This is a genomic window from Bacillus sp. GW823-FHT06A10, assembly GCF_058795375.1.
This window is the reverse complement of record NZ_JBXAHT010000001.1, coordinates 602,015-621,633: the sequence shown is the minus strand read 5'-3', so window position 1 is coordinate 621,633 and position 19,619 is coordinate 602,015. Positions and strand designations below refer to the sequence as shown.

26 protein-coding genes are annotated in these 19,619 nt (G+C 35.2%); 13 read left to right on the top strand and 13 right to left on the bottom strand.

Going from position 1 to position 19,619, the window contains the following annotated elements; genetic code table 11:
• Window positions 1-598: 598 nt before the first annotated feature.
• Window positions 599-1,834, top strand: coding sequence for a dicarboxylate/amino acid:cation symporter (locus tag AC1Q8M_RS03260; RefSeq protein WP_000814809.1), 1,236 nt, complete (start codon window positions 599-601; stop codon window positions 1,832-1,834).
• A 22-nt stretch (window positions 1,835-1,856) separates the two neighbouring features.
• On the opposite strand, the gene AC1Q8M_RS03255 is transcribed toward AC1Q8M_RS03260, so the two are convergent.
• Window positions 1,857-2,012 carry a hypothetical protein gene (locus tag AC1Q8M_RS03255; protein ID WP_000184928.1) on the bottom strand — a complete coding sequence of 52 codons (156 nt, stop codon included), beginning with the start codon at window positions 2,010-2,012 and terminating at the stop codon, window positions 1,857-1,859.
• Window positions 2,013-2,166: 154 nt separating this feature from the next.
• Complete coding sequence (locus AC1Q8M_RS03250; RefSeq protein WP_000081434.1) at window positions 2,167-2,586, bottom strand: MarR family winged helix-turn-helix transcriptional regulator; 420 nt, start codon at window positions 2,584-2,586, stop codon at window positions 2,167-2,169.
• Between the two features lie 161 nt (window positions 2,587-2,747).
• Here AC1Q8M_RS03250 and AC1Q8M_RS03245 point away from each other — a divergent pair, with 161 nt between their 5' ends.
• Window positions 2,748-3,179: a YrvL family regulatory protein gene (locus AC1Q8M_RS03245; protein ID WP_000544072.1), complete on the top strand. Its 432-nt coding sequence runs from the start codon at window positions 2,748-2,750 to the stop codon at window positions 3,177-3,179.
• A gap of 33 nt (window positions 3,180-3,212) precedes the next feature.
• Window positions 3,213-3,800, top strand: a complete 588-nt coding sequence (locus tag AC1Q8M_RS03240) for a thioredoxin family protein (protein WP_002040836.1) — start codon at window positions 3,213-3,215, stop codon at window positions 3,798-3,800.
• Between the two features lie 31 nt (window positions 3,801-3,831).
• Here AC1Q8M_RS03240 and uppP read toward each other — a convergent pair whose 3' ends face one another.
• Window positions 3,832-4,623: a bacitracin resistance undecaprenyl-diphosphatase gene (gene uppP / locus AC1Q8M_RS03235; RefSeq protein ID WP_000796253.1), complete on the bottom strand. Its 792-nt coding sequence runs from the start codon at window positions 4,621-4,623 to the stop codon at window positions 3,832-3,834.
• A gap of 186 nt (window positions 4,624-4,809) precedes the next feature.
• Here uppP and AC1Q8M_RS03230 point away from each other — a divergent pair, with 186 nt between their 5' ends.
• The 3 genes from AC1Q8M_RS03230 (at window position 4,810) to AC1Q8M_RS03220 (ending at window position 6,586) form a co-directional block, all read left to right on the top strand.
• Window positions 4,810-6,168: an MATE family efflux transporter gene (locus AC1Q8M_RS03230; RefSeq protein ID WP_492334117.1), complete on the top strand. Its 1,359-nt coding sequence runs from the start codon at window positions 4,810-4,812 to the stop codon at window positions 6,166-6,168.
• A 76-nt stretch (window positions 6,169-6,244) separates the two neighbouring features.
• Entirely contained in the window at window positions 6,245-6,418 is a 174-nt protein-coding gene (locus AC1Q8M_RS03225) for a hypothetical protein (RefSeq protein ID WP_000341062.1), read from the top strand.
• 18 nt (window positions 6,419-6,436) lie between these two features.
• Window positions 6,437-6,586, top strand: coding sequence for a hypothetical protein (locus tag AC1Q8M_RS03220; RefSeq protein WP_000828707.1), 150 nt, complete (start codon window positions 6,437-6,439; stop codon window positions 6,584-6,586).
• An 83-nt stretch (window positions 6,587-6,669) separates the two neighbouring features.
• On the opposite strand, the gene AC1Q8M_RS03215 is transcribed toward AC1Q8M_RS03220, so the two are convergent.
• Window positions 6,670-7,188: a biotin transporter BioY gene (locus tag AC1Q8M_RS03215; protein WP_098855605.1), complete on the bottom strand. Its 519-nt coding sequence runs from the start codon at window positions 7,186-7,188 to the stop codon at window positions 6,670-6,672.
• An 83-nt stretch (window positions 7,189-7,271) separates the two neighbouring features.
• On the opposite strand from AC1Q8M_RS03215, the gene AC1Q8M_RS03210 reads away from it, so the two are divergent.
• A complete protein-coding gene (locus AC1Q8M_RS03210) occupies window positions 7,272-8,174 on the top strand; it encodes an aminoglycoside phosphotransferase family protein (protein ID WP_098855606.1) in 903 nt (300 codons plus the stop codon).
• 2 nt (window positions 8,175-8,176) lie between these two features.
• Here AC1Q8M_RS03210 and AC1Q8M_RS03205 read toward each other — a convergent pair whose 3' ends face one another.
• The 5 genes from AC1Q8M_RS03205 to AC1Q8M_RS03185 all read right to left on the bottom strand — a co-directional run bounded on the left by AC1Q8M_RS03205 (window position 8,177) and on the right by AC1Q8M_RS03185 (window position 11,297).
• On the bottom strand, window positions 8,177-8,338 hold the full coding sequence (locus tag AC1Q8M_RS03205; RefSeq protein ID WP_000651086.1) for a hypothetical protein: 162 nt from the start codon (window positions 8,336-8,338) through the stop codon (window positions 8,177-8,179).
• Between the two features lie 152 nt (window positions 8,339-8,490).
• Window positions 8,491-9,264 carry a hypothetical protein gene (locus AC1Q8M_RS03200; protein ID WP_029441796.1) on the bottom strand — a complete coding sequence of 258 codons (774 nt, stop codon included), beginning with the start codon at window positions 9,262-9,264 and terminating at the stop codon, window positions 8,491-8,493.
• A 24-nt stretch (window positions 9,265-9,288) separates the two neighbouring features.
• On the bottom strand, window positions 9,289-9,735 hold the full coding sequence (locus AC1Q8M_RS03195; protein ID WP_000041153.1) for a flavodoxin: 447 nt from the start codon (window positions 9,733-9,735) through the stop codon (window positions 9,289-9,291).
• Window positions 9,728-9,904 (bottom strand): hypothetical protein, encoded by a 177-nt coding sequence (locus AC1Q8M_RS03190; protein ID WP_000929009.1) that lies wholly within the window; start codon window positions 9,902-9,904, stop codon window positions 9,728-9,730. Before AC1Q8M_RS03190 ends, AC1Q8M_RS03195 begins: the two co-directional genes overlap by 8 nt.
• Before the next feature lie 223 nt (window positions 9,905-10,127).
• On the bottom strand, window positions 10,128-11,297 hold the full coding sequence (locus AC1Q8M_RS03185; RefSeq protein WP_001082811.1) for an amidohydrolase: 1,170 nt from the start codon (window positions 11,295-11,297) through the stop codon (window positions 10,128-10,130).
• A 337-nt stretch (window positions 11,298-11,634) separates the two neighbouring features.
• Here AC1Q8M_RS03185 and AC1Q8M_RS03180 point away from each other — a divergent pair, with 337 nt between their 5' ends.
• From AC1Q8M_RS03180 to dltD, 5 genes are all read left to right on the top strand, one after another.
• Window positions 11,635-11,781: a teichoic acid D-Ala incorporation-associated protein DltX gene (locus AC1Q8M_RS03180; protein WP_000440293.1), complete on the top strand. Its 147-nt coding sequence runs from the start codon at window positions 11,635-11,637 to the stop codon at window positions 11,779-11,781.
• Between the two features lie 12 nt (window positions 11,782-11,793).
• A complete protein-coding gene (gene dltA, locus AC1Q8M_RS03175) occupies window positions 11,794-13,308 on the top strand; it encodes a D-alanine--poly(phosphoribitol) ligase subunit DltA (protein WP_000770502.1) in 1,515 nt (504 codons plus the stop codon).
• Window positions 13,305-14,480, top strand: coding sequence for a D-alanyl-lipoteichoic acid biosynthesis protein DltB (dltB, locus tag AC1Q8M_RS03170; RefSeq protein ID WP_098361250.1), 1,176 nt, complete (start codon window positions 13,305-13,307; stop codon window positions 14,478-14,480). Before dltA ends, dltB begins: the two co-directional genes overlap by 4 nt.
• Before the next feature lie 68 nt (window positions 14,481-14,548).
• Window positions 14,549-14,788, top strand: coding sequence for a D-alanine--poly(phosphoribitol) ligase subunit DltC (gene dltC / locus AC1Q8M_RS03165; protein WP_000807310.1), 240 nt, complete (start codon window positions 14,549-14,551; stop codon window positions 14,786-14,788).
• A complete protein-coding gene (gene dltD, locus AC1Q8M_RS03160) occupies window positions 14,785-15,960 on the top strand; it encodes a D-alanyl-lipoteichoic acid biosynthesis protein DltD (protein ID WP_098400453.1) in 1,176 nt (391 codons plus the stop codon). The genes dltC and dltD overlap by 4 nt, the downstream gene beginning before the upstream one ends.
• A 21-nt stretch (window positions 15,961-15,981) precedes the next feature.
• Here the strand turns inward: dltD and AC1Q8M_RS03155 are convergent, their stop codons facing one another.
• Complete coding sequence (locus tag AC1Q8M_RS03155; protein ID WP_088022513.1) at window positions 15,982-17,070, bottom strand: NAD(P)H-dependent flavin oxidoreductase; 1,089 nt, start codon at window positions 17,068-17,070, stop codon at window positions 15,982-15,984.
• A gap of 115 nt (window positions 17,071-17,185) precedes the next feature.
• Here AC1Q8M_RS03155 and AC1Q8M_RS03150 point away from each other — a divergent pair, with 115 nt between their 5' ends.
• Window positions 17,186-18,106 carry a S66 peptidase family protein gene (locus tag AC1Q8M_RS03150; protein ID WP_000640064.1) on the top strand — a complete coding sequence of 307 codons (921 nt, stop codon included), beginning with the start codon at window positions 17,186-17,188 and terminating at the stop codon, window positions 18,104-18,106.
• Between the two features lie 51 nt (window positions 18,107-18,157).
• Here AC1Q8M_RS03150 and AC1Q8M_RS03145 read toward each other — a convergent pair whose 3' ends face one another.
• From AC1Q8M_RS03145 to AC1Q8M_RS03135, 3 genes are all read right to left on the bottom strand, one after another.
• A complete protein-coding gene (locus AC1Q8M_RS03145; RefSeq protein WP_000435265.1) occupies window positions 18,158-18,556 on the bottom strand; it encodes an SseB family protein in 399 nt (132 codons plus the stop codon).
• An 86-nt stretch (window positions 18,557-18,642) separates the two neighbouring features.
• Entirely contained in the window at window positions 18,643-19,197 is a 555-nt protein-coding gene (locus AC1Q8M_RS03140; protein ID WP_000184438.1) for a cysteine hydrolase family protein, read from the bottom strand.
• Window positions 19,198-19,207: 10 nt separating this feature from the next.
• Entirely contained in the window at window positions 19,208-19,618 is a 411-nt protein-coding gene (locus AC1Q8M_RS03135; RefSeq protein ID WP_016082359.1) for a carboxymuconolactone decarboxylase family protein, read from the bottom strand.
• Window position 19,619 lies beyond the last annotated feature (1 nt).

The window sequence follows — 19,619 nt, the reverse complement described above, 5'->3', positions numbered from 1 at the left end:
ATTGTCCCCTTCCCTTGACCATCTTATGTGATGGTCTTATTTTTTTGTCTTTCTATCTTTTATTTAAAACTTCCTCTCTCCTTCACTCTATGTTCACACAGAGGTCACATCTACCTTTTATAGTGTATGTATCGAAGTTGTTCCTCCCTAATTTATAAGACATTCCCCAGTGTCTTTGAACAGCTTCCATCCCTAATTAAATTGACATAAATTGTCCCCTTCCTTGACCATCTTATAAATGATGGTCTTATTTTTTTGTCTTTCTATCTTTTATTTAAAACTCCCTCTCTCTTTCACCCTATGTTCACATGAGAGTCACACCTATCTTTTATAGTATATGTATCGAAGTTGTTCCTCCCTAATTTATAAGACATTCCCCAGTGTCTTAAAGCAACTTCCATCCCTAATTAAATTGACATAAATTGTCCCCTTCCCTTGACCATCCTATGTGATGGTCTATTTTATTTTCCAAACACAAAATCAATCTATCTGTACTTAAATAAAAACCTAAAAATTCAGAAAATATTGTCAAATTAGGTATTTTTTCGGTATAATTACTTTAGGAAGGAATTTCGCAGAAACAAAAGGGGGGATTTTATTGAAACAAACAAAAGCAATCTTAATCGCATTATTTCTAGGTCTAGTTGTTGGACTCACTCTAAATTTAGCCGCTCCATCTATCTTTGAGCCACTAAATCAATATGTGTTCAACCCAATTGGTCAATTGTTTATTAGACTTATTAAAATGCTAGTTGTTCCTGTTGTGTTCATTTCTATCGTACTTGGTGCTGCCGGCCTTGGAGATCCGAAACAACTTGGAAGAATCGGTTTAAAATCAATTTCATTCTTTCTCGTAACAACTGCGGTTGCCATCTCTATAGCGGTTACATTTGCACTTATTATAAAACCAGGAGCTGGCGGTAATTTTAAAACAGAAGGTCTTAAGTATGAAGGTGCAAAAACTGAAACATCTTTCGTCGACACATTGCTAAATATCGTACCAGATAACCCAGCAAAAGCGATGGCTGACGGAAACATGTTACAAATCATTGCCTTTGCCGTATTGATTGGACTCGGTATAGCTATTTTAGGAAAACGAGTTCAAGGTATCCATTCATTACTTGAACAGGGCAACGAATTAATGATGTATCTCGTTAATCTCGTTATGAAATTAGCCCCAATTGGAACATTCGGTTTGCTCGCTTCATCCGTTGGTAAAATGGGGCTTGCAGGCGTCGCTGCGATGTTCAAGTATATGATTGTCGTTATGTTAGTACTCATTATTCACGGGGTCTTTGTATATGGTGGCTTATTAAAGGTATTAGCAAAAGAAAGTATTGTTCGTTTCTTTAAACATTTCGGACCAGTAATGGCAATTGGATTTAGTACATCTAGCTCTAATGCATCGCTTCCATTTGCAATGAAAACAGCACAAGATAAGCTTGGCGTTCCAAAAGCGATAAGCTCATTTGTACAACCACTAGGGGCAACTATTAATATGGATGGTACTGCCATTATGCAAGGGGTAGCAACTGTATTTATCGCTCAAGTATACGGAGTTGAACTTACATTACCGCAATTAGCTATGGTCGTATTAACCGCTGTACTAGCTAGTATCGGTACTGCTGGTGTACCAGGTGTTGGACTTGTAATGCTTACAATGGTTTTAAATCAAGTAAATCTACCAGTAGAAGGTATCGCTTTAATTATCGGTATTGACCGTATTCTAGATATGTCTAGAACAGCTGTAAACATTTCTGGGGATGCAATTTGCGCAATGATTGTCGCAAAATCAGAAGAAAAATATAATACTGATCAATCGGCAGCATCATAAATCAAAAAAGGAGTGAATATATTCACTCCTTTTTTGATTTACTCCCTTTTTTAGAACGATATTCTTTCCCTTTATTATCATTACCAGTTTCAAATTCAGTGCTAAATTCCTGATTAAACTGGCCGGACTTTGGTGATCCTTGATTACCGCTCCCTTTACTACCGTTACGATTCGTCATATTTCTCCCTCCCTTCCTTGTATTGTAGTATGGCGCTCTATCTTTTTTCATACACATTTTATTTTTTAACATCTATTACACACGAAAGAAGACCTTCCATATATAAGGAAGATCTTCTCTTTCATCACGTAAGCGTTTTCTTGTTTATAATCACTTAAATAAGTTTTTTGGAAATCGAAATCATTACATTCATTTCATCTTCTGAAAGTGTAGAGAATCTTTCTTGTAAATATTGTTTTTTCGCATCTTCCATTTTCGCAACTAAATCTTTCCCTTGTTCTGTAATCTCTAAATACACAACTCGGCGATCTGATGTAGAACGTGAACGAGTTACAAAACCTTTATTAATTAATTTTTCTGTAACAGCTGTAATATGACTATTCGACACATTTAATTCATTTGCTACACGCGATACCATTTCTTTATTCGTACGATTTAATATTCTCAGGACGATGAATTCATTCCACGGTATGTAACCACCGAATATTTTTCCGATATCATTACGCAATGTGCGAAACATAGCAAACACATTTGTCGATAGTTCTTCCATTAATTGCTCTCGATTTTGAGACAACTTTGACAGCTCCTTTTATTTCATTTAGTTAAATAAAAACCTTATTAATAATTTTACATGAAATCTTACTTTTTGTCACCTTATTTTCCCATAATTCGTAGTTTTTTAATATGTATTTCATGATAAAATGAAGTTAACTTCCAGAAAAAGGGGGTATTTTAATGCATGAGGAGGAGAAATTCTCAAATCTCAGCCTAAAAGATAAAACGATTATCATTAGTATTATCGCTCTTTTTCTCATTATAATTTTTGCATTTATATTTTTTGTATATGTAGGAATCTTTCAAATTACAGGTATAGAGTATAGTTCACGTACTGCGTTACTTCTCTTTTTTTTATTAATCACTTTCTTAGACAGTATTACATTTTTCATCTTCAGTTTCTTCAAAGCGCTGCTATATCCACTGACACAAAACATGCCAAATTGGATTTCTATTACTCTTTTCTCATTCATTGAAATTACACTAGATTGGTTCGTCATTCATACTGCTGATGATTGGATAGAAAGCGTACAAATGTCCAACATAGCTGAATTATGTGTCGTACTATTCTTTTTCCTCTTAAATAAATTATTAAGTGACGAGAAAGAGTAAGAATACAAGCTTTTCTATATAAAAATTGGTACAATGAAAGCAAATCTTACTAAAGAGGTGTTAATTATGAACTTACAACAATGGGCTGATAAAGGTATGTCCTTTGATACATATGTGAATGAAATGCAAGTAAACCAATACGAGCTACTACACATTTACAATAACTTTTTAATTCCAAATGAATTACTTCCTGTATTAGAAGAACGTCAAAATGACGGCTGGCGTGTTATCGTATTAACTGCTGATTGGTGTGGCGATGCTCTTTTATGCGTACCTGTTATGAAACGAATTTCTGAAGTTGCAAATATTGAAATGAGTTTATTAATTCGCGACGAAAACTTAGAATTAATGGATCAATATTTAACAAATGGAACAGCACGTGCGATTCCAATCTTTATTTTCATTGATAAAGATGGAAATGAACAAGCCGTCTTTGGACCACGCGCTCCAAAAGTACAAGAATTAGTAACTTCAATGCGCGCTACATTACCTGAAAAAGAAGATCCAACATTCGAAGAAAAACAAAAAGAAATGTATGCTAATTTCCGTGCTACATTAGCTGATGATACTTCTCTTTGGGAGCATGTAATGGAAAATATGGTGGAAAAAATAGTAAAATAAAAAAACCTGCCGAGCTCGGCAGGTTTTTTTATTACATAATGAAGAAATAGAATACCGCAGCTAAAATGAAACGATAATAAGCGAACGGTGTTAGTTTCACACGAGATAATAATTTCAAGAATGAAACAATTGCAAGCATCGCAACAACGAATGCAGTTACAAATCCTGTTACAAATAGCGTTATATCTGCTGAGCTTAATACATCCCAGCTTTTAATTAAATCTAATCCACTTGCAGCTACCATCATCGGTACCGCTAAAATGAACGTATATTCAGCTGCCGCTGTATGCGACACGCGAGCTAATAAACCACCACTGATTGTAGAACCAGAACGAGAGAATCCTGGCCAAAGAGCTAAACATTGAAACATTCCAATTGTAAATGCCTGTTTATATGTGATTTCATCTAACGTTCTTGCTGTACTTGGTTTTGAAAACTTCTCAGCAACAATCATTAAAATACCACCGGCTACTAAGCTAATAACAACTGGTCCTGGACCAAATAAAACCTCTTTAATAGTGCTATGGAATAATACGCCAAGTATCCCGGCAGGAATCATCCCGATAATAATATGTAATAAATTTAACGATGGTCCGTCTGTTACTTTACCTATTCCAACTAACGACCATAGACGCTTCCAAAATATAACAACAACTGCTAAAATCGATCCCAATTGGATAACAACTTCAAAAACTTTCGCTCTCTCATCGTCAAATCCAATTAAATGTCCTGTTAAAATCATATGTCCTGTTGATGATACTGGTAGAAACTCTGTTAACCCTTCAACAGCACCCATGATTAAACCAATTAACCAATCAGCCACAAGTAGTGCCTCCTTAATAACAAATAATATGTAATTTTTTCACACCTTATCATAATACCTTATCCCTTTTCAAAGTGCATCCTTTTTTTATTGGTTTCATATGTTGTAGGCGCGTATTTCTTTTCTAATCTTTGATTAAATTGTATGATAGTAAGAGTTTGTTTTTTTATATGGAAAGGGGATTTTATGAAAGAAACTACTTCATTTTCACAAAAGTTAAAGCAATTTGTATTACTATTTTTTCCGATTTTCGTAACGCAAATGTCATTATTTGCGATGAGTTTTTTTGATACAACAATGTCAGGACATGCAAGTCCAACTGATTTAGCAGGTGTTGCAATTGGAACAAGTATATGGCTTCCAGTTAGTACGGGATTAACAGGAATTTTAATGGCTACTACTCCCATTGTTGCACAGCTCGTCGGATCCAAGAAAAAAAAGGACGTTCCCCACGTTGTCATACAAGCAGTTTATTTAGCAATTTGTGCTAGCTTCGTTGTTATCCTCATCGGTTTCTTCGTCGTTTCACCTATTTTAAACGGCATGCGCTTAGAAGAACCTGTGGAACGAATTGCAGCTCAATTTTTAAGTATTATCGCAATAGGAATTATACCTTTATTCACTTACACTGTTTTGCGTGGATTTATTGATGCATTAGGAAAAACTCGAACAACGATGATTATTACATTACTATCATTACCAATTAACGTAATATTAAATTACCTATTAATTTTTGGTAACTTCGGTTTCCCAAAGCTTGGTGGTGTCGGAGCAGCAATTGCTTCCACTGCAACATATTGGTGCATTTTAATTATTACAGTCATTATTATTCAGACGAAAGAGCCTTTTGCCTCTTTCAACATTTTCAAACAATTATATCGCCCTTCTCTTTCTAGTTGGACAACATTCTTAAAGCTTGGCGTTCCTATCGGATTTGCTATCTTTTTTGAAACGAGTATTTTTGCTGCGGTAACTCTCATGATGAGTAATTTTAGTACGACAACTATTGCAGCTCACCAAGCAGCTATAAACTTTGCTTCCTTGTTATATATGACTCCGCTAAGTTTAGCAATGGCAATGACTATTGCAGTCGGATTCGAAGTTGGAGCAAAACGTTACGATAATGCAAAACAATACGGACTGATTGGAATTGGATTAGCCCTTGCCTTTGCTTTATTATATTCAATTCTTCTCTACTTCTTTGATAATCAAATTGCTTCTATTTATACGACAGATGCAAAAGTTCATCATTTAGCAAAAGAATTTCTTATCTTTGCGATTTTATTTCAAATTTCAGATGCAATTGCAACCCCTGTACAAGGAGCTCTGCGTGGTTATAAAGATGTAAATGTTGCTCTAATTATGACTTTAATTGCTTATTGGATAATAGGTCTACCACTAGGTTACATATTAGCAACATATACAGAATGGGCCGCAAAAGGTTATTGGATCGGTCTTATTATCGGTCTAGCATTTGGCGCTGCCTTCCTACTTATCCGTCTCTTTCAAGTACAACGAAAATATACAACACAAAACAGCCGCTAATAATAAAGCGGCTGTTTTCTTTATGCATATTTTTTCTTGTAACGTATAATATAATGAAAAAGAAAGGTGGGTACATATGGACGACAAAGAAAAAAAGCAATCATTCGATGAAGAATTTGCCCCTGAAATTTCACCTGGATATCGGCAAGATGTACATAAGCCACCTAAATATAAAAACACTTCGTTTTTAATGGGCATTACCATTTTCGCTGCTGTATTACTCATACTTATCATTTTCGTTTATTTTTGATGAAAGGTGGCCTATTATATGAAGAGACAAAATTCCAATCGTTCCAAAAGAACTGTTAAAACACAAAAAGGATATGCAGGCGATTCTGTTCATACACTTAAACAAGTGGAGCAAGGAAATTTATATATTGCTCAAAAAGAACTTGGTCAACAAAATGAAAATCTTTAAAGGTCCTTGATTCCTTGAGGGCCTTTTTATTCCGCATTAAGTAGTACCCCCCCCCAAATGATCTATTGAGCAATGAATTTCCTTTATTGTACGCGCTGCTTTTGTTCTAGCACCATAAATATATTATTAACCTTTACAATTTTCACTTCATAATTCAATTTCATTTCGCTTCTCTTACCATTTTCAGTACCCGCAACGTACGCTACAGCTTGATAGAGAAAACTCTCATCTGTCTCTTCACGTATCTCCTCGCTTGTAAATTTATACTCTAAATCTCGAAAACGATTTGGATAATAATTTTCCATTAATTGTTCATACCCTCTATTTAAAAATATTTCTTCACCTTTTCGTTTCACATCTTCTTTATTATTAAACTCAAACACTGATAGTTGTTCAGTCACAAAATGCTCTCCTACCTTTTTCATTTCATTATGAGTTAAATTTTCTATACTTTTGTTCTTTAATTCCTTATTTAACTCGTAATGATCAATCAGTTTAAAGGTAGCAAAAACCTCCTCTTTATATGACCAAAACAATACAAAAGCGATACATAGAGAAATGATTAACAGTCTTTTTTTCGTAATACTCCCGCCCTTCTTCATAATGATAGCTATATTTTAACATATAGAAAGAAAATTCTGATATAATAAAGTAGAATAACTTTACTCAGAAACGAGGAACAATTATGGACTCTTACAAACATTATATAAAAGAAGCTTTGCCTAATCTTTCTATACATTCATATAAACAAAATGAAGAAGGTTGGGATAATGTAGCAATTATAGTAAATGATGAGCTACTGTTTCGTTTCCCGCGAAAACAGGAATTTGCAATGCGAATTCCGTTAGAAAAAGAAATATGCACAATTCTCACTCAATCACTACAAGAAATCGAATTTCCACAATATCACCTAATTTATAAAAATGAATCTGATGAGGTTCCTCTTTGTAGTTACTATACTCTCATTCATGGTGAACCATTAAAAACAGAAATAGTTGCCACGCTGGAGGATACAGAGCTGCAAGCAATTATTACACAATTAGCTACTTTCCTTGCGGTATTACATAGTATTCCTTTAAACGAAGTTACAACGCTATGTTTCCCTATTGAAAAAACATGTACCTACTGGAAAGAGCTACAAACAAAATTAAACCAATATCTTACTACTAACCTTACTTCATTACAGAAACTAACCTTAAATCGCTTATTTGAAAATTTCTTTGCATGTTTAGCTACATCCACTTTTCAAAACACAATCATTCACGCTGATTTTACACATCATCACATTTTATTTAACAAGCAGAACAAACGCATTTCAGGTGTTATCGATTTTGGTGATGCGCAAATTGGCGATCCTGCTTTTGATTTTGCAGGACTATATTATGATTTCGGACATGAGTTTACTACATCTGTATATGAACAGTACAGTACACTTATTTCTCATCATGATCCATTACTCATTCACCGCATTACTACCTTTTATCAATATAGTCCTTTACTACATAATATTATTTATAACTTTGAATCAGAGAATGAACTCGAATTCATTACAAGTACAGAACAACTAAAAACGATATTACAGGGATGAGATTACATTCTCTCCCTATATACTCTCTCCTCATACATCATTAACTTTTTATCCATTTCAACAATAACTTTATACAATTGAAATGCCTGTAAAATTTGCAGTTGAATTTCAAAAGGAGCATTTTGTTCTTTTAACCATTGAAATACTTTCGTTTCATCTTTCATTGATTATTCCTCCCTTTATCCCGCTATTTGCGGGTAGCCCGATTGACCCCCACTGATTAAAGTTTCACTTTATTAAAATCTGCTACAAATATACCGTAAATGATGAAAAGCTTTTCATGTCAATAACAAAAAAGGATGCAAAGTTGCATCCTTTAATGAACTATATTTTTCTTCTGTTTCGCTTCTTTCTTTACTTCTTCCCCTTGGCATTCACTACGAAACGCACAACTTATACACTCAGAACGAAAATGACGCTCTGTATAATGCTCAGGTTGCTGTAACATTTCTTTCATTCTAGATAAATCAGCCATTCCAGTTATAATATCTTCCTGTTTCGGAATGTACTCATACTTAGTTCCTTCTATTAAATTAATAACTTCAATTTTTCCTGGAAGAACGCCGAAAGCTTTATAACTGAATACTGTCATTAGCTTCTGACAAAGAGCAAGCATTTCCTCATCCGCATCGACAACATACTTTTTAATTACAAACGACTCAGCATTCCACTCACCAACTTCAAATGTCAATGACATGTGGACACCTAACTCTTCCATATATTTTTGAAACTTCTCGTATAAAAACAATGGTGGTGTCTGACTATCATCCCTTTCAACAAACTGTAATAAGTGATCCGTTAGCTTCGCTAATACAATATAGTACTCCGTCTTCGAAGCAAACATATTAATCCTTACTTTTTTCCAATACTTTTCTATTAATATTAAAAGTACAATTTTCGTTTGTTGACCCGCAGGTAGCGTGTAATACTCGTTAATAATTTGATTCACAATCATTTGCGCTATTTGTTGCCATTCAAATGAAGAAGGTTCTCTTCTTTTTATATGACGAAAGTAAAATTTATGCGGACACCGCATAAAATCATACAAATGATAATCTGTCATCGTTTTGATTGAGATTTTCTCATGCACTTGCTCTTCAGCTCCCTTCTGCCATTAAGAAAGGTGTTTTACAAATTCAGCTCCAAACTGTAAACATTTTTCTACATCTTCATCTTCTGGCGTTAATTCTACTTTTAGTCCTTCTAACACAACTGCTGCCCCGCGCTCTTGTAGCTTTTCTATTAAAATGTCAACCGCCACTCCGTATTTCGGATAAGCCGAATCACATGATCCGAATACTGCCGCTTTTTTCCCAGTTAAATCAATAGAATCCATTGCATCATAAAAATCTAAGAAATCATCAGGAAGATCACCATCTCCCCAAGTGTATGCACCTAAAATAATTCCATCATACTGTTCCAATATAGAAGCTTCTGGTGAATCCATAATATCAATAACTTCAATTTCATTTTCTGTTTCACGAATTACGCCGGCAATATGGTCAGCCATTTCCTCTGTATTTCCACTCATACTTGCAAAAATCATTACTAACTTACTCAACTGAACCTCTCCCTTTACTTTGTATCTCTTTTTCTGTTTGAATGCTCTTCTTCTCATCTACATATTCAGACCGAATTACATTTCGTTGCCATTCCATATGCTGATCAACATCTTTATTTTTATCTTTTAATCCCCTCCGTAGAAGGTGAAATTTTTTTCTCATTAACATGTCGCATCCATCCTATTGATAATAATTATCAATTTCAACTATTTTTAGATTAATTGACATTGATTATCAATGTCAACAACTATTTTTAAAAAAATGATTAAAATGTACAAGCTTGTCCGTTAGCTATTCATATACTATAAATGAGCATAGTTCTTTCTCAGCCCTCTCTGACGGAAAGAAATAAAAGCAACTGCGATAGAGCGCAGTTGCCTTTTTTGTTTTTCTATGATTTTAGTAATCTTATAGTCGTCTCTAAAAATAGCTCCACTCCACAAATTAATGCTGATTCATCCACGTCAAATTTCGGATGGTGATGTGGATAACAAGTATATATATTTTCATTACCTGTTCCTAATTTAATGAAACAACCGGGTGCTTTTCTTAAATATGCTGAAAAATCTTCCCCACCCATAGAAGGTTCAAGCTTCACAACACGCTCATTCCCAAACAAATGTAGTGCACTTTCTTCTACTATTTTCGTAATATATTCATCATTAATAACCGGATCATATCCATATCGATACGTATATGTATACGATCCTCCATGTGCTTCTGTAATTCCTTTCACAATTTTTTCGATTTTCCCTTCTGCTTCCACCCTCAATGCTTGATTAAATGAACGAACAGTTCCCATTAAAGTTGCTGTACTAGGAATAATATTGTCAGCCACTCCCCCATGAAACTGCGTAACTGAAACGACTCTTTGCATGAAAGCACTTGTATTTCTAGATACGATATGTTGTAGATTTGTAATAATCTGCGCTCCGATAGCGATAGGATCAATCGTTTCTTCTGGCCGCGCCGCATGCCCTCCTTTGCCTTGGATCTCAACTGTAAATACGTCTGGTGCTGCCATCATCGGTCCATATACAATTCCTACATTCCCACTTTCCAAGCCAGACATAACATGTAAACCTATTACATAATCAACACCGTCCATAACACCCGCCTCGACCATTTCTTGTCCACCACCAGGGTATACTTCTTCTGCATGCTGAAAGAATAGACGAATTTCTCCTACAAACTCTTCCTTCATATTATTAAGCACCTCTGCAGTACTTAATAATATAGCTGCGTGAGCATCGTGCCCACATGCATGCATCATTCCTTTATTTACAGATGTATAAGATTTACTTGTCTCCTCTTGAATTGGCAAAGCATCTATATCAGCTCGAATCGCAATTACTTTCCCTTGCTTCACACCCCTTTTGATTGCTAGTACACTATACTTCGTCGGTCTCGTTACTTCAAAAGAAGAAAATGAGCATAATGTATCATATATAAATTGCGAAGTTTCTTTTTCATGAAATGATAATTCCGGATACTTATGAAAATGCCTTCTCCATTTCACGATATTTTCTTCCGAAATTAGACTCTTCCACACTCTATTCATGATAATTTCCTCCTTTTCAAAAGAACTAGAAATTTAAAATTTTACTCCGTCTTAAATGATTAATAAAAACAAATACTGCATTTTTACGTATTCTTATAGTCCACTTTTATGTATTCACACAATCCACTTTCTATTTACATGTCAAACCCATTACAAATTCATGCTGAATGTAATATAATTGCTAAGTTAGGGATTTTCTTTTTTAGTATTTAGTGCTAATATCAGAAAAGAGCCTTTTGACTTATTTTTACCTAAAATGTGGGATTTTGTTTTTTTCACAATAATGTAGGACATGATACCTACAAAGAGCTATTATTTCATTAAGAGAGGGAAAGACATGGAAAGATTAAAAGAGATATGGTCTCGACCACTCACACAATGGGTTGCAAAGACGGTTTATTATCTTGCAATTTTATTTGCATTACTTTGGTTGTATGGATTCCATGATACAAACACAAGTACATTTATTTACAATGAATTCTAGGGTGGGAACGTTATGAAGTTATTAGAACAAATTGAAAAGTGGGCTGCAGAAACGCCTGATCAAACCGCTTTTGTTTGGCGAGATGCGAAAATTACGTACAAACAATTAAAGGAAGATTCTGATGCGTTAGCACATTGGATTTCTTCTGAGTATCCAGACGATCGTTCACCAATTATGGTGTATGGCCATATGCAACCTGAAATGATTATTAACTTTTTAGGATGTGTAAAAGCTGGACATGCTTACATTCCTGTAGATTTATCTATCCCAGCTGATCGTGTACAACGTATTGCTGAAAATTCTGGTGCGAAATTACTTTTATCGGCAACAGCAGTAACTGTAACTGATTTACCAGTTCGCATCGTAAGTGAAGACAACTTAAAAGATATTTTCTTTACTCATAAAGGGAACACTCCAAATCCTGAACATGCGGTAAAAGGTGATGAGAACTTCTACATTATTTACACATCAGGAAGCACAGGTAATCCGAAAGGGGTTCAGATTACTTATAACTGCCTTGTTAGCTTTACAAAATGGGCTGTAGAAGATTTCAACTTACAAACAGGGCAAGTATTCTTAAACCAAGCACCTTTCTCATTCGATTTATCTGTAATGGATATTTACCCATCATTAGTAACAGGTGGTACACTTTGGGCAATCGATAAAGATATGATTGCGCGTCCAAAAGACTTGTTTGCTTCTTTAGAGCAATCGGATATTCAAGTATGGACTTCCACACCTTCTTTTGCTGAAATGTGTTTAATGGAAGCATCTTTCTCTGAGAATATGCTACCGAACATGAAAACATTCTTATTCTGCGGTGAAGTGTTACCAAATGAAGTAGCTAGAAAATTAATTGAGCGTTTCCCGAAAGCAACAATTATGAATACGTATGGTCCAACAGAAGCTACTGTCGCTGTAACAGGTATTCACGTGACAGAAGAAGTGCTTGATCAATACAAATCACTTCCAGTTGGCTATTGTAAATCAGACTGTCGCCTTCTTATTATGAAAGAAGATGGCACGATTGCACCTGATGGTGAAAAAGGTGAAATCGTAATTGTCGGTCCAAGCGTAAGCGTTGGATATTTAGGAAGCCCTGAATTAACAGAAAAAGCATTTACTATGATTGACGGTGAGCGTGCCTATAAAACAGGCGATGCTGGCTATGTTGAAAATGGTCTTCTATTCTATAATGGTCGTCTTGATTTCCAAATTAAGCTGCATGGTTATCGAATGGAATTAGAAGAAATTGAGCATCACCTTCGTGCGTGTTCTTACGTAGAAGGAGCAGTTATCGTTCCAATTAAAAAAGGTGAGAAATACGATTATTTATTAGCGGTTGTTGTTCCTGGGGAGCATTCGTTTGAAAAAGAATTCAAATTAACATCTGCAATCAAAAAAGAACTCAATGAGCGATTACCAAACTACATGATTCCACGTAAATTCATGTATCAATCTTCTATTCCAATGACACCAAATGGAAAGGTAGATCGCAAAAAATTATTGAGTGAGGTTACAGCATGACCGCATATGGATCATTTTATTTTTTCGCTATAGTGGGCATTTTATTAATACCTACTATCATAGCTGGATTAAAAGGTAAAATGTTGCGTAAATATAATGCCGTTTTAACATTAGTCATGATTGCTATTATCTTCTCGGATAAACCGAAGCAAGCAATGATGTTAGCTGCATTTATTATTTGGCAATATGTCCTTATTAAAGGCTATTTAATTTTAAGAAAACAAAATAATAGTACATTCACATTTTGCATAGCTGTTATTTTATCGATTTTGCCTCTTATTTTGGCAAAAATCGCACCATTTGCATCGTTATTACCTGAGTTAAAACTTGTTGTTTTTCTAGGTATATCTTACGTAACATTCAGAGCAGTTCAAATGGTATTTGAAGTTCGCGATGGTTTAATTAAAGAGCTTTCTTTCTTTAACTTCTGGGAATTCGTTTTATTCTTCCCTGCGATTTCAACAGGACCTATCGATCGTTACCGAAGATTCCAAAAAGATATTCAAAAGCCACCTAGCGCTGAAGAATATCAAAAATTACTATATACAGGACTAAATCGTATTTTCCAAGGTTTCTTGTATAAATTTATTATTGCTTACTTAATAAAGCAATATTGTATGGATCCAGCATTCGCTCAACACGATACAATCTTTTCAAATATGATTTACATGTATAGCTATAGCTTATATCTATTCTTTGATTTTGCTGGTTATAGCTCTTTTGTAATTGGTGTAAGTTATATGATGGGAATTAAAACGCCAGAAAACTTTAATAAGCCATTCCTTAGTCGTAATATTAAAGACTTCTGGAACCGCTGGCACATGAGTTTATCATTCTGGTTCCGTGATTTTATTTACATGCGTTTCGTCTTTTTTGCAACGAAGAAAAAGTTAATTAAGAACCGTTACACAATTTCGTATATCGGTGCATTTTTAAACTTTTTCATTATGGGAATTTGGCATATCCAAGGAAGCGCTGTTGCGCAGTATATTATTTATGGTCTATATCATGCCGCACTGTTTATTTTATTCGATATTTTCGAACGAAAAAACAAGAAGCATAAGTTTTGGCCAAACACTAAATTTACACGCATCCTTGCGATTGTAATTACGTTCCACGTTGTATGTTTCGGTTTCCTAATCTTCTCTGGACACCTTAACAGATACTTTTAATGCACCCTTCTTATTCCATTAAGAAGTTGCACATATAATATATTTCGGATATAAAGGAGATTTTAAAAATGGCAGAATTCAAAGAGCAAGTATTAGATATTTTAGAAGAAGTATGTGAAAACGATATTGTGAAAGAAAACTTAGATGTTCAATTATTTGAAGAAGGTATCCTTGATTCTTTCGCTGTAGTATCTTTATTAGTTGAATTCCAAGAGCGTTTAGATATTGAAGTTTCTATTTCTGATTTTGACCGTGACGAGTGGGCTACACCAAACATGGTTATTAAGAAGTTGGAAGAAATCCGATGAACAAAGCAAAATTTGGTCCGATGCTTTTAGCATTGGCCCTTTTTGCTGTATTCTTACTTATTCCAACGCGCTTCCTACTTCCACTTTTAAGTGATGAAAAAGTAGAACAAGCTGCTACTTCTTTAAAAGAAGAAAAAATTCAAAGTATGATTTTACAGCAAAAGATGTTAGCAAATCCAAAATATCTTCCGATGTACGGTTCATCGGAATTCGCACGTATGGATGCTTTCCATCCATCTAATTATTTTAAAGTAAAGCCTGAAGGGTTCACACCATTCCTTCTTGGACGCGGCGGAACACAAGACCTTGTACATGTGTTAAACTTCGCATCTACAATGGATCAATTGAAAGATAAGAAAATGGTATTCGTTCTTTCTCCGCAATGGTTTGTACCACAAGGTATTGATGAAACGCACTTTGCACCTAACTTTTCAAAGCAACAAGGTTACCATTTCATTTTCAACAATGATTTAAAACCTGAAATGAAAAAACAAATTGCAAAGCGTTTATTAAACTTTGAGATTGTAAAAAAAGAAACTTTATTAAAAATTTCGCTTGAAGGCATTGCTTATGATGATACGAAGTATAAAGTAAAAGCACTTGCTGCTAAACCTTTCGCTTATATTTATCGTAACATTTTAGATCGTAAAGATTTATTTACAGCTATGTTTAATATTAAACCGCACAAAGAAAAGCTTGATCCTTCATTAAAACAAATGAACTGGGAAGAGGCTCGTAAACATGCGGATCAAACAGGTGCAGTAGAATCTGGATCTAATGAATACGGTATTGAAGATGATTATTTCAATAGCAAAATTAGGAAAAAATTAAAGCAACGTGAAGGTTACTTAAAAAATGATGCTTATGACCAATCGCCAGAATATGAAGATTTACAAATTGTACTTGATTTATTAAAACAATCTGGTGCAAAACCGCTCTTCATTTCTGTTCCTGTCAAAGGTCCTTGGTACGACTACGCTGGCTTCCCGAAAGAACGCCGCGAAGCATACTATAAGAAAGTTCATGAGCAAATCGAAAAAGCTGGTTATCCAATTGCCGACTTCTCAAATCATGAATACGATAAATACTTCTTAAAAGATCATATGCACTTAGGTTGGAAAGGCTGGGTTTACATCGACGAAGCCATCCAACAATTTTATAAAGCAAACTAATGAAAAGACCGCTTGAATTACTCAAGTGGTCTTTTTGTATATATTTTGTAATTGCTCGATTGCATTCTCCGCTTCTTTCATAACTCGCTCCACTACATGCTGAGCTGATTCGATTCGTGCCAACGATGCTGCCTGTCCTGCCCAAAGTGACATATATTCTTCCTTATTTTGCTTCGCTGCCTCTTGGCGTATTTTAGAAGTTAATACGTTTTGCACTGGATACATCGGAAGCCCTTCTTCTTTTCCTTCATGTCTCTCTATAAATTCATTCCGGATACCCCGTGCATATTTCCCGGAAAACGCACGAGTTACCGTTGTGCTCGTATCTGTACTATGTAAAACCGCTTCTTTATACACATCGTGCGTAATACTCTCTTCACTTGTTAAAAAGGCCGATCCCATTTGAACACCTTCTGCTCCTAGTGCCAATGCCGCAACAAGCCCTTGTCCGTTCATTACACCACCTGCTGCGACAATTGGGATATGCGGAACAGCTTCTACTAACTGAGGTACTAACGCAAAAGTACCAATCATAGCATCTCGTTCTTTCCCAATAAACGTTCCTCTATGCCCTCCTGCTTCGCTACCTTGTCCGATAATAATATCTACTCCTAGCTCGGCAAGTACTTTCGCTTCCTTCACATGGGTAGCTGTTCCGATAACTTTTATTCCACTTCTTTTTAAATCATTTATTTCTTCTTTTTCTAACGTTTGAAATGCAAAACTAACGACTGGTACTTTTTCATCTAATAGCACTTGTAATTGTTCCTTATAGCTTTTTGGAAGCTTTAACGTTCCTTCTACTTCTATACCTAATTCTCTATTCACTCCGCTTAGTAATACTTTCGCCTCATTTACCTTCTCTTCTTCTATTTGTATCTCTTTCGTTACAAGTAAATTAACACCGAAAGGCTTATCTGTTAGTTCTCTTATTCTATAAATCGCTTCACGAATTTGTTCTGGGCTCATATAGCCCGCTCCAAGCGTCCCTAATCCTCCGCTATTACTTACTGCTGCAACGAGTTCTGGCGTCGTAATCGCGCCTGCCATACCGGCTTGAACAACGGGATACTCAATTTTTAATATGTCTGTTACTCGACTTGTAAACATCATTTTCCCTCCTATTTCCCTTATATCTTCTTTATTTGATAAGCTTTCCCCTGCTTTTGCAAGGGTTGGACCTCAAATGAAGCGAATATATTGAAAGAGAAGGAGGCTGAGCTTAATGATTTATCCAAATGCATTAAAACAAGGTGATACAGTAATGATTATTGCACCATCTGGTCCACCTACAATCGAAAATGTATTAAAAGGTGTGAATGTATTACAAGAGATGGGGTTATCCGTAATAATCGGGAAGAGTGTTTACGAGAAATATGGATTTTTAGCCGGAAGTGATCAAGTTCGGCTTGACGATATACATGAAGCATTTACAAATAATGAAGTGAAGGCAATTTTTTGTGCACGAGGTGGTTATGGAAGTGCTCGTCTTCTTCCTCACATTCAATATGAAGTTATTAGGCAGAATCCAAAAATCTTTTGGGGATATAGCGATATTACAGCTTTACATACTGCTGTTTCACGTTATGCAAAGCTTATAACATTTCATGGTCCGATGATTGAAGAACTAGGAAAAGGTATTGATTCCCTATCTTTATCCTCTTTTAATCAGCTATTCCATCCGTATTCAACCATTTTATCTGCATCAGAATGTATCGTACCTAGCTCTCACAGTACAGTTACAAGTACGTTAGTTGGAGGAAATTTAGCTGTGTTAGCAAGTATAATTGGCTCGCCCTACGAGATAAATACGGACAATACACTTTTATTACTTGAAGACATTGGTGAAGAACCGTACCGCATTGACCGTATGTTAAATCAGCTACTTTTATCTGGAAAGTTTAATGAATGCAGGGGCGTTATTTTCACAAGTTGTCACGACTGCACTCCTTCAAAGCCATCTCAATCATTGCAAACAATATTATATGAATATTTCGCGCCATATCATATACCTGTTCTATTCGATTTACCAATTGGACATATAAGTCCAAACATCGGTATTCCACTTGGAGCTACAGCGACAATAAACACGAATAATAAAACAGTCTCTATTTCTTCTGGTATAGCCACTTCATATTCAAATTAAAAAGTAAAAGGAAAAGCAATTACGCTTTTCCTTTTACTTTTACTTTTACTTTTACTTATAATAATTAAAAATTCGTCCAGATGCGATATCTGCAATTTCTTCTGGAATAAATGTTTTACTTATATCAGTGCCAACATTTAATACAGCTGTAGCATCTTTCTCAATGCTACCAAATAACTCTTTCCCACGTATCGTAATAAGGGGCGTTCCTTCTGGCAACACATCTTTTACAAATTCCATTTGTGTAAAGAACGGAACGATCCATCTACCTTCTCCTTGGAAATGACGCAAACGAAGTATTCCTTCTGTTGCCCCGTCCTCTGCTTCTAGTGAACCAGCAACATAAAACTCAGTAGATAAGAGCAATTCATAAAATTCCTTTTGCTTCTGTTTATCATCCCCTGCTACAACAAGTACCTCTTCTAATTTCTTTACTGAAATTTGCTCCATATGATGCCACCCCTATTTTCAAAATGATTGTACTTAGATTATACGAAATATTCTTATTTTTTTCTACATAATTCGCAATTATTTTCTTAAAATAATTTTAACACTTCTTTTGTCGTCACAATCGTAGCAAACTCTTCATGTAAATTTACAAGTGTCATATTGTGAATATCCTCTGCACTATACTCCTTACCATCTAAACCTTTACGGTTAAAAGTAGCCGTTGCATCACTCACTAAATATGTTGTAAATCCTAAATTCCCTGCCATTCGTGTCGTAGTTTCCACGCAATGATTTGTCGTTAATCCTACAACCACTACTGCATTACATTTGTTCTTTCTTAATCGCTCTTCTAAATTTGTCCCAATGAACGCGCTGTTAACGAATTTCTGAATAACCACTTCACCAAGTAGTGGTTGCACTTCTTCTTTAAAGTTTACCGTTTCCGCTCTCTCATAAAACATTGACTGAGCATTTTCTTTATTTACATGTTGAATATGAAAAACTGGTCGTTTCCTTTTTCTCCATTCTTCTAACAAAATTCTCATGTTTTCTTCAGCAAAAATATTATTTCTCTCGCCCCAATCTGGTAATTGAAATGCCTTTTGTACATCGATTATGATAAGTGCTATTTGATTTGTCATCATTTCCCCCTTAATTTGGCTGTAATTGAAATAGAAAACCAAGTTGTTGTGACGCAGTAATAAAGCAAACATAGGCGCAAAGCTCTACAATTTCTTTTTCTGTCCAATATTGTTTTAATGCGTGAAACATAGTATCATCTATTGCTTTTCGGTCATGAACAAATGTATGCGCAAAAGTAACGGCTACACCAATCTCCTCTGCCTTTTGCACATCATCAGGTCTTCCCTTTGCCATACAGTACGGACATTCATTCCCATACGCTAATGTTCTTCTCACTTGCTCCTTCAACTCTGCTGAAAGAGTTCCTTTATTGTACAGTGTATCTTCTAACTTACTCCACGAGTGTAATATATCCGAATTATGCCCTAATAACTTTTGAAACTTTGTATCTCCTACATTTGATAATGAAATTCTCTCCATC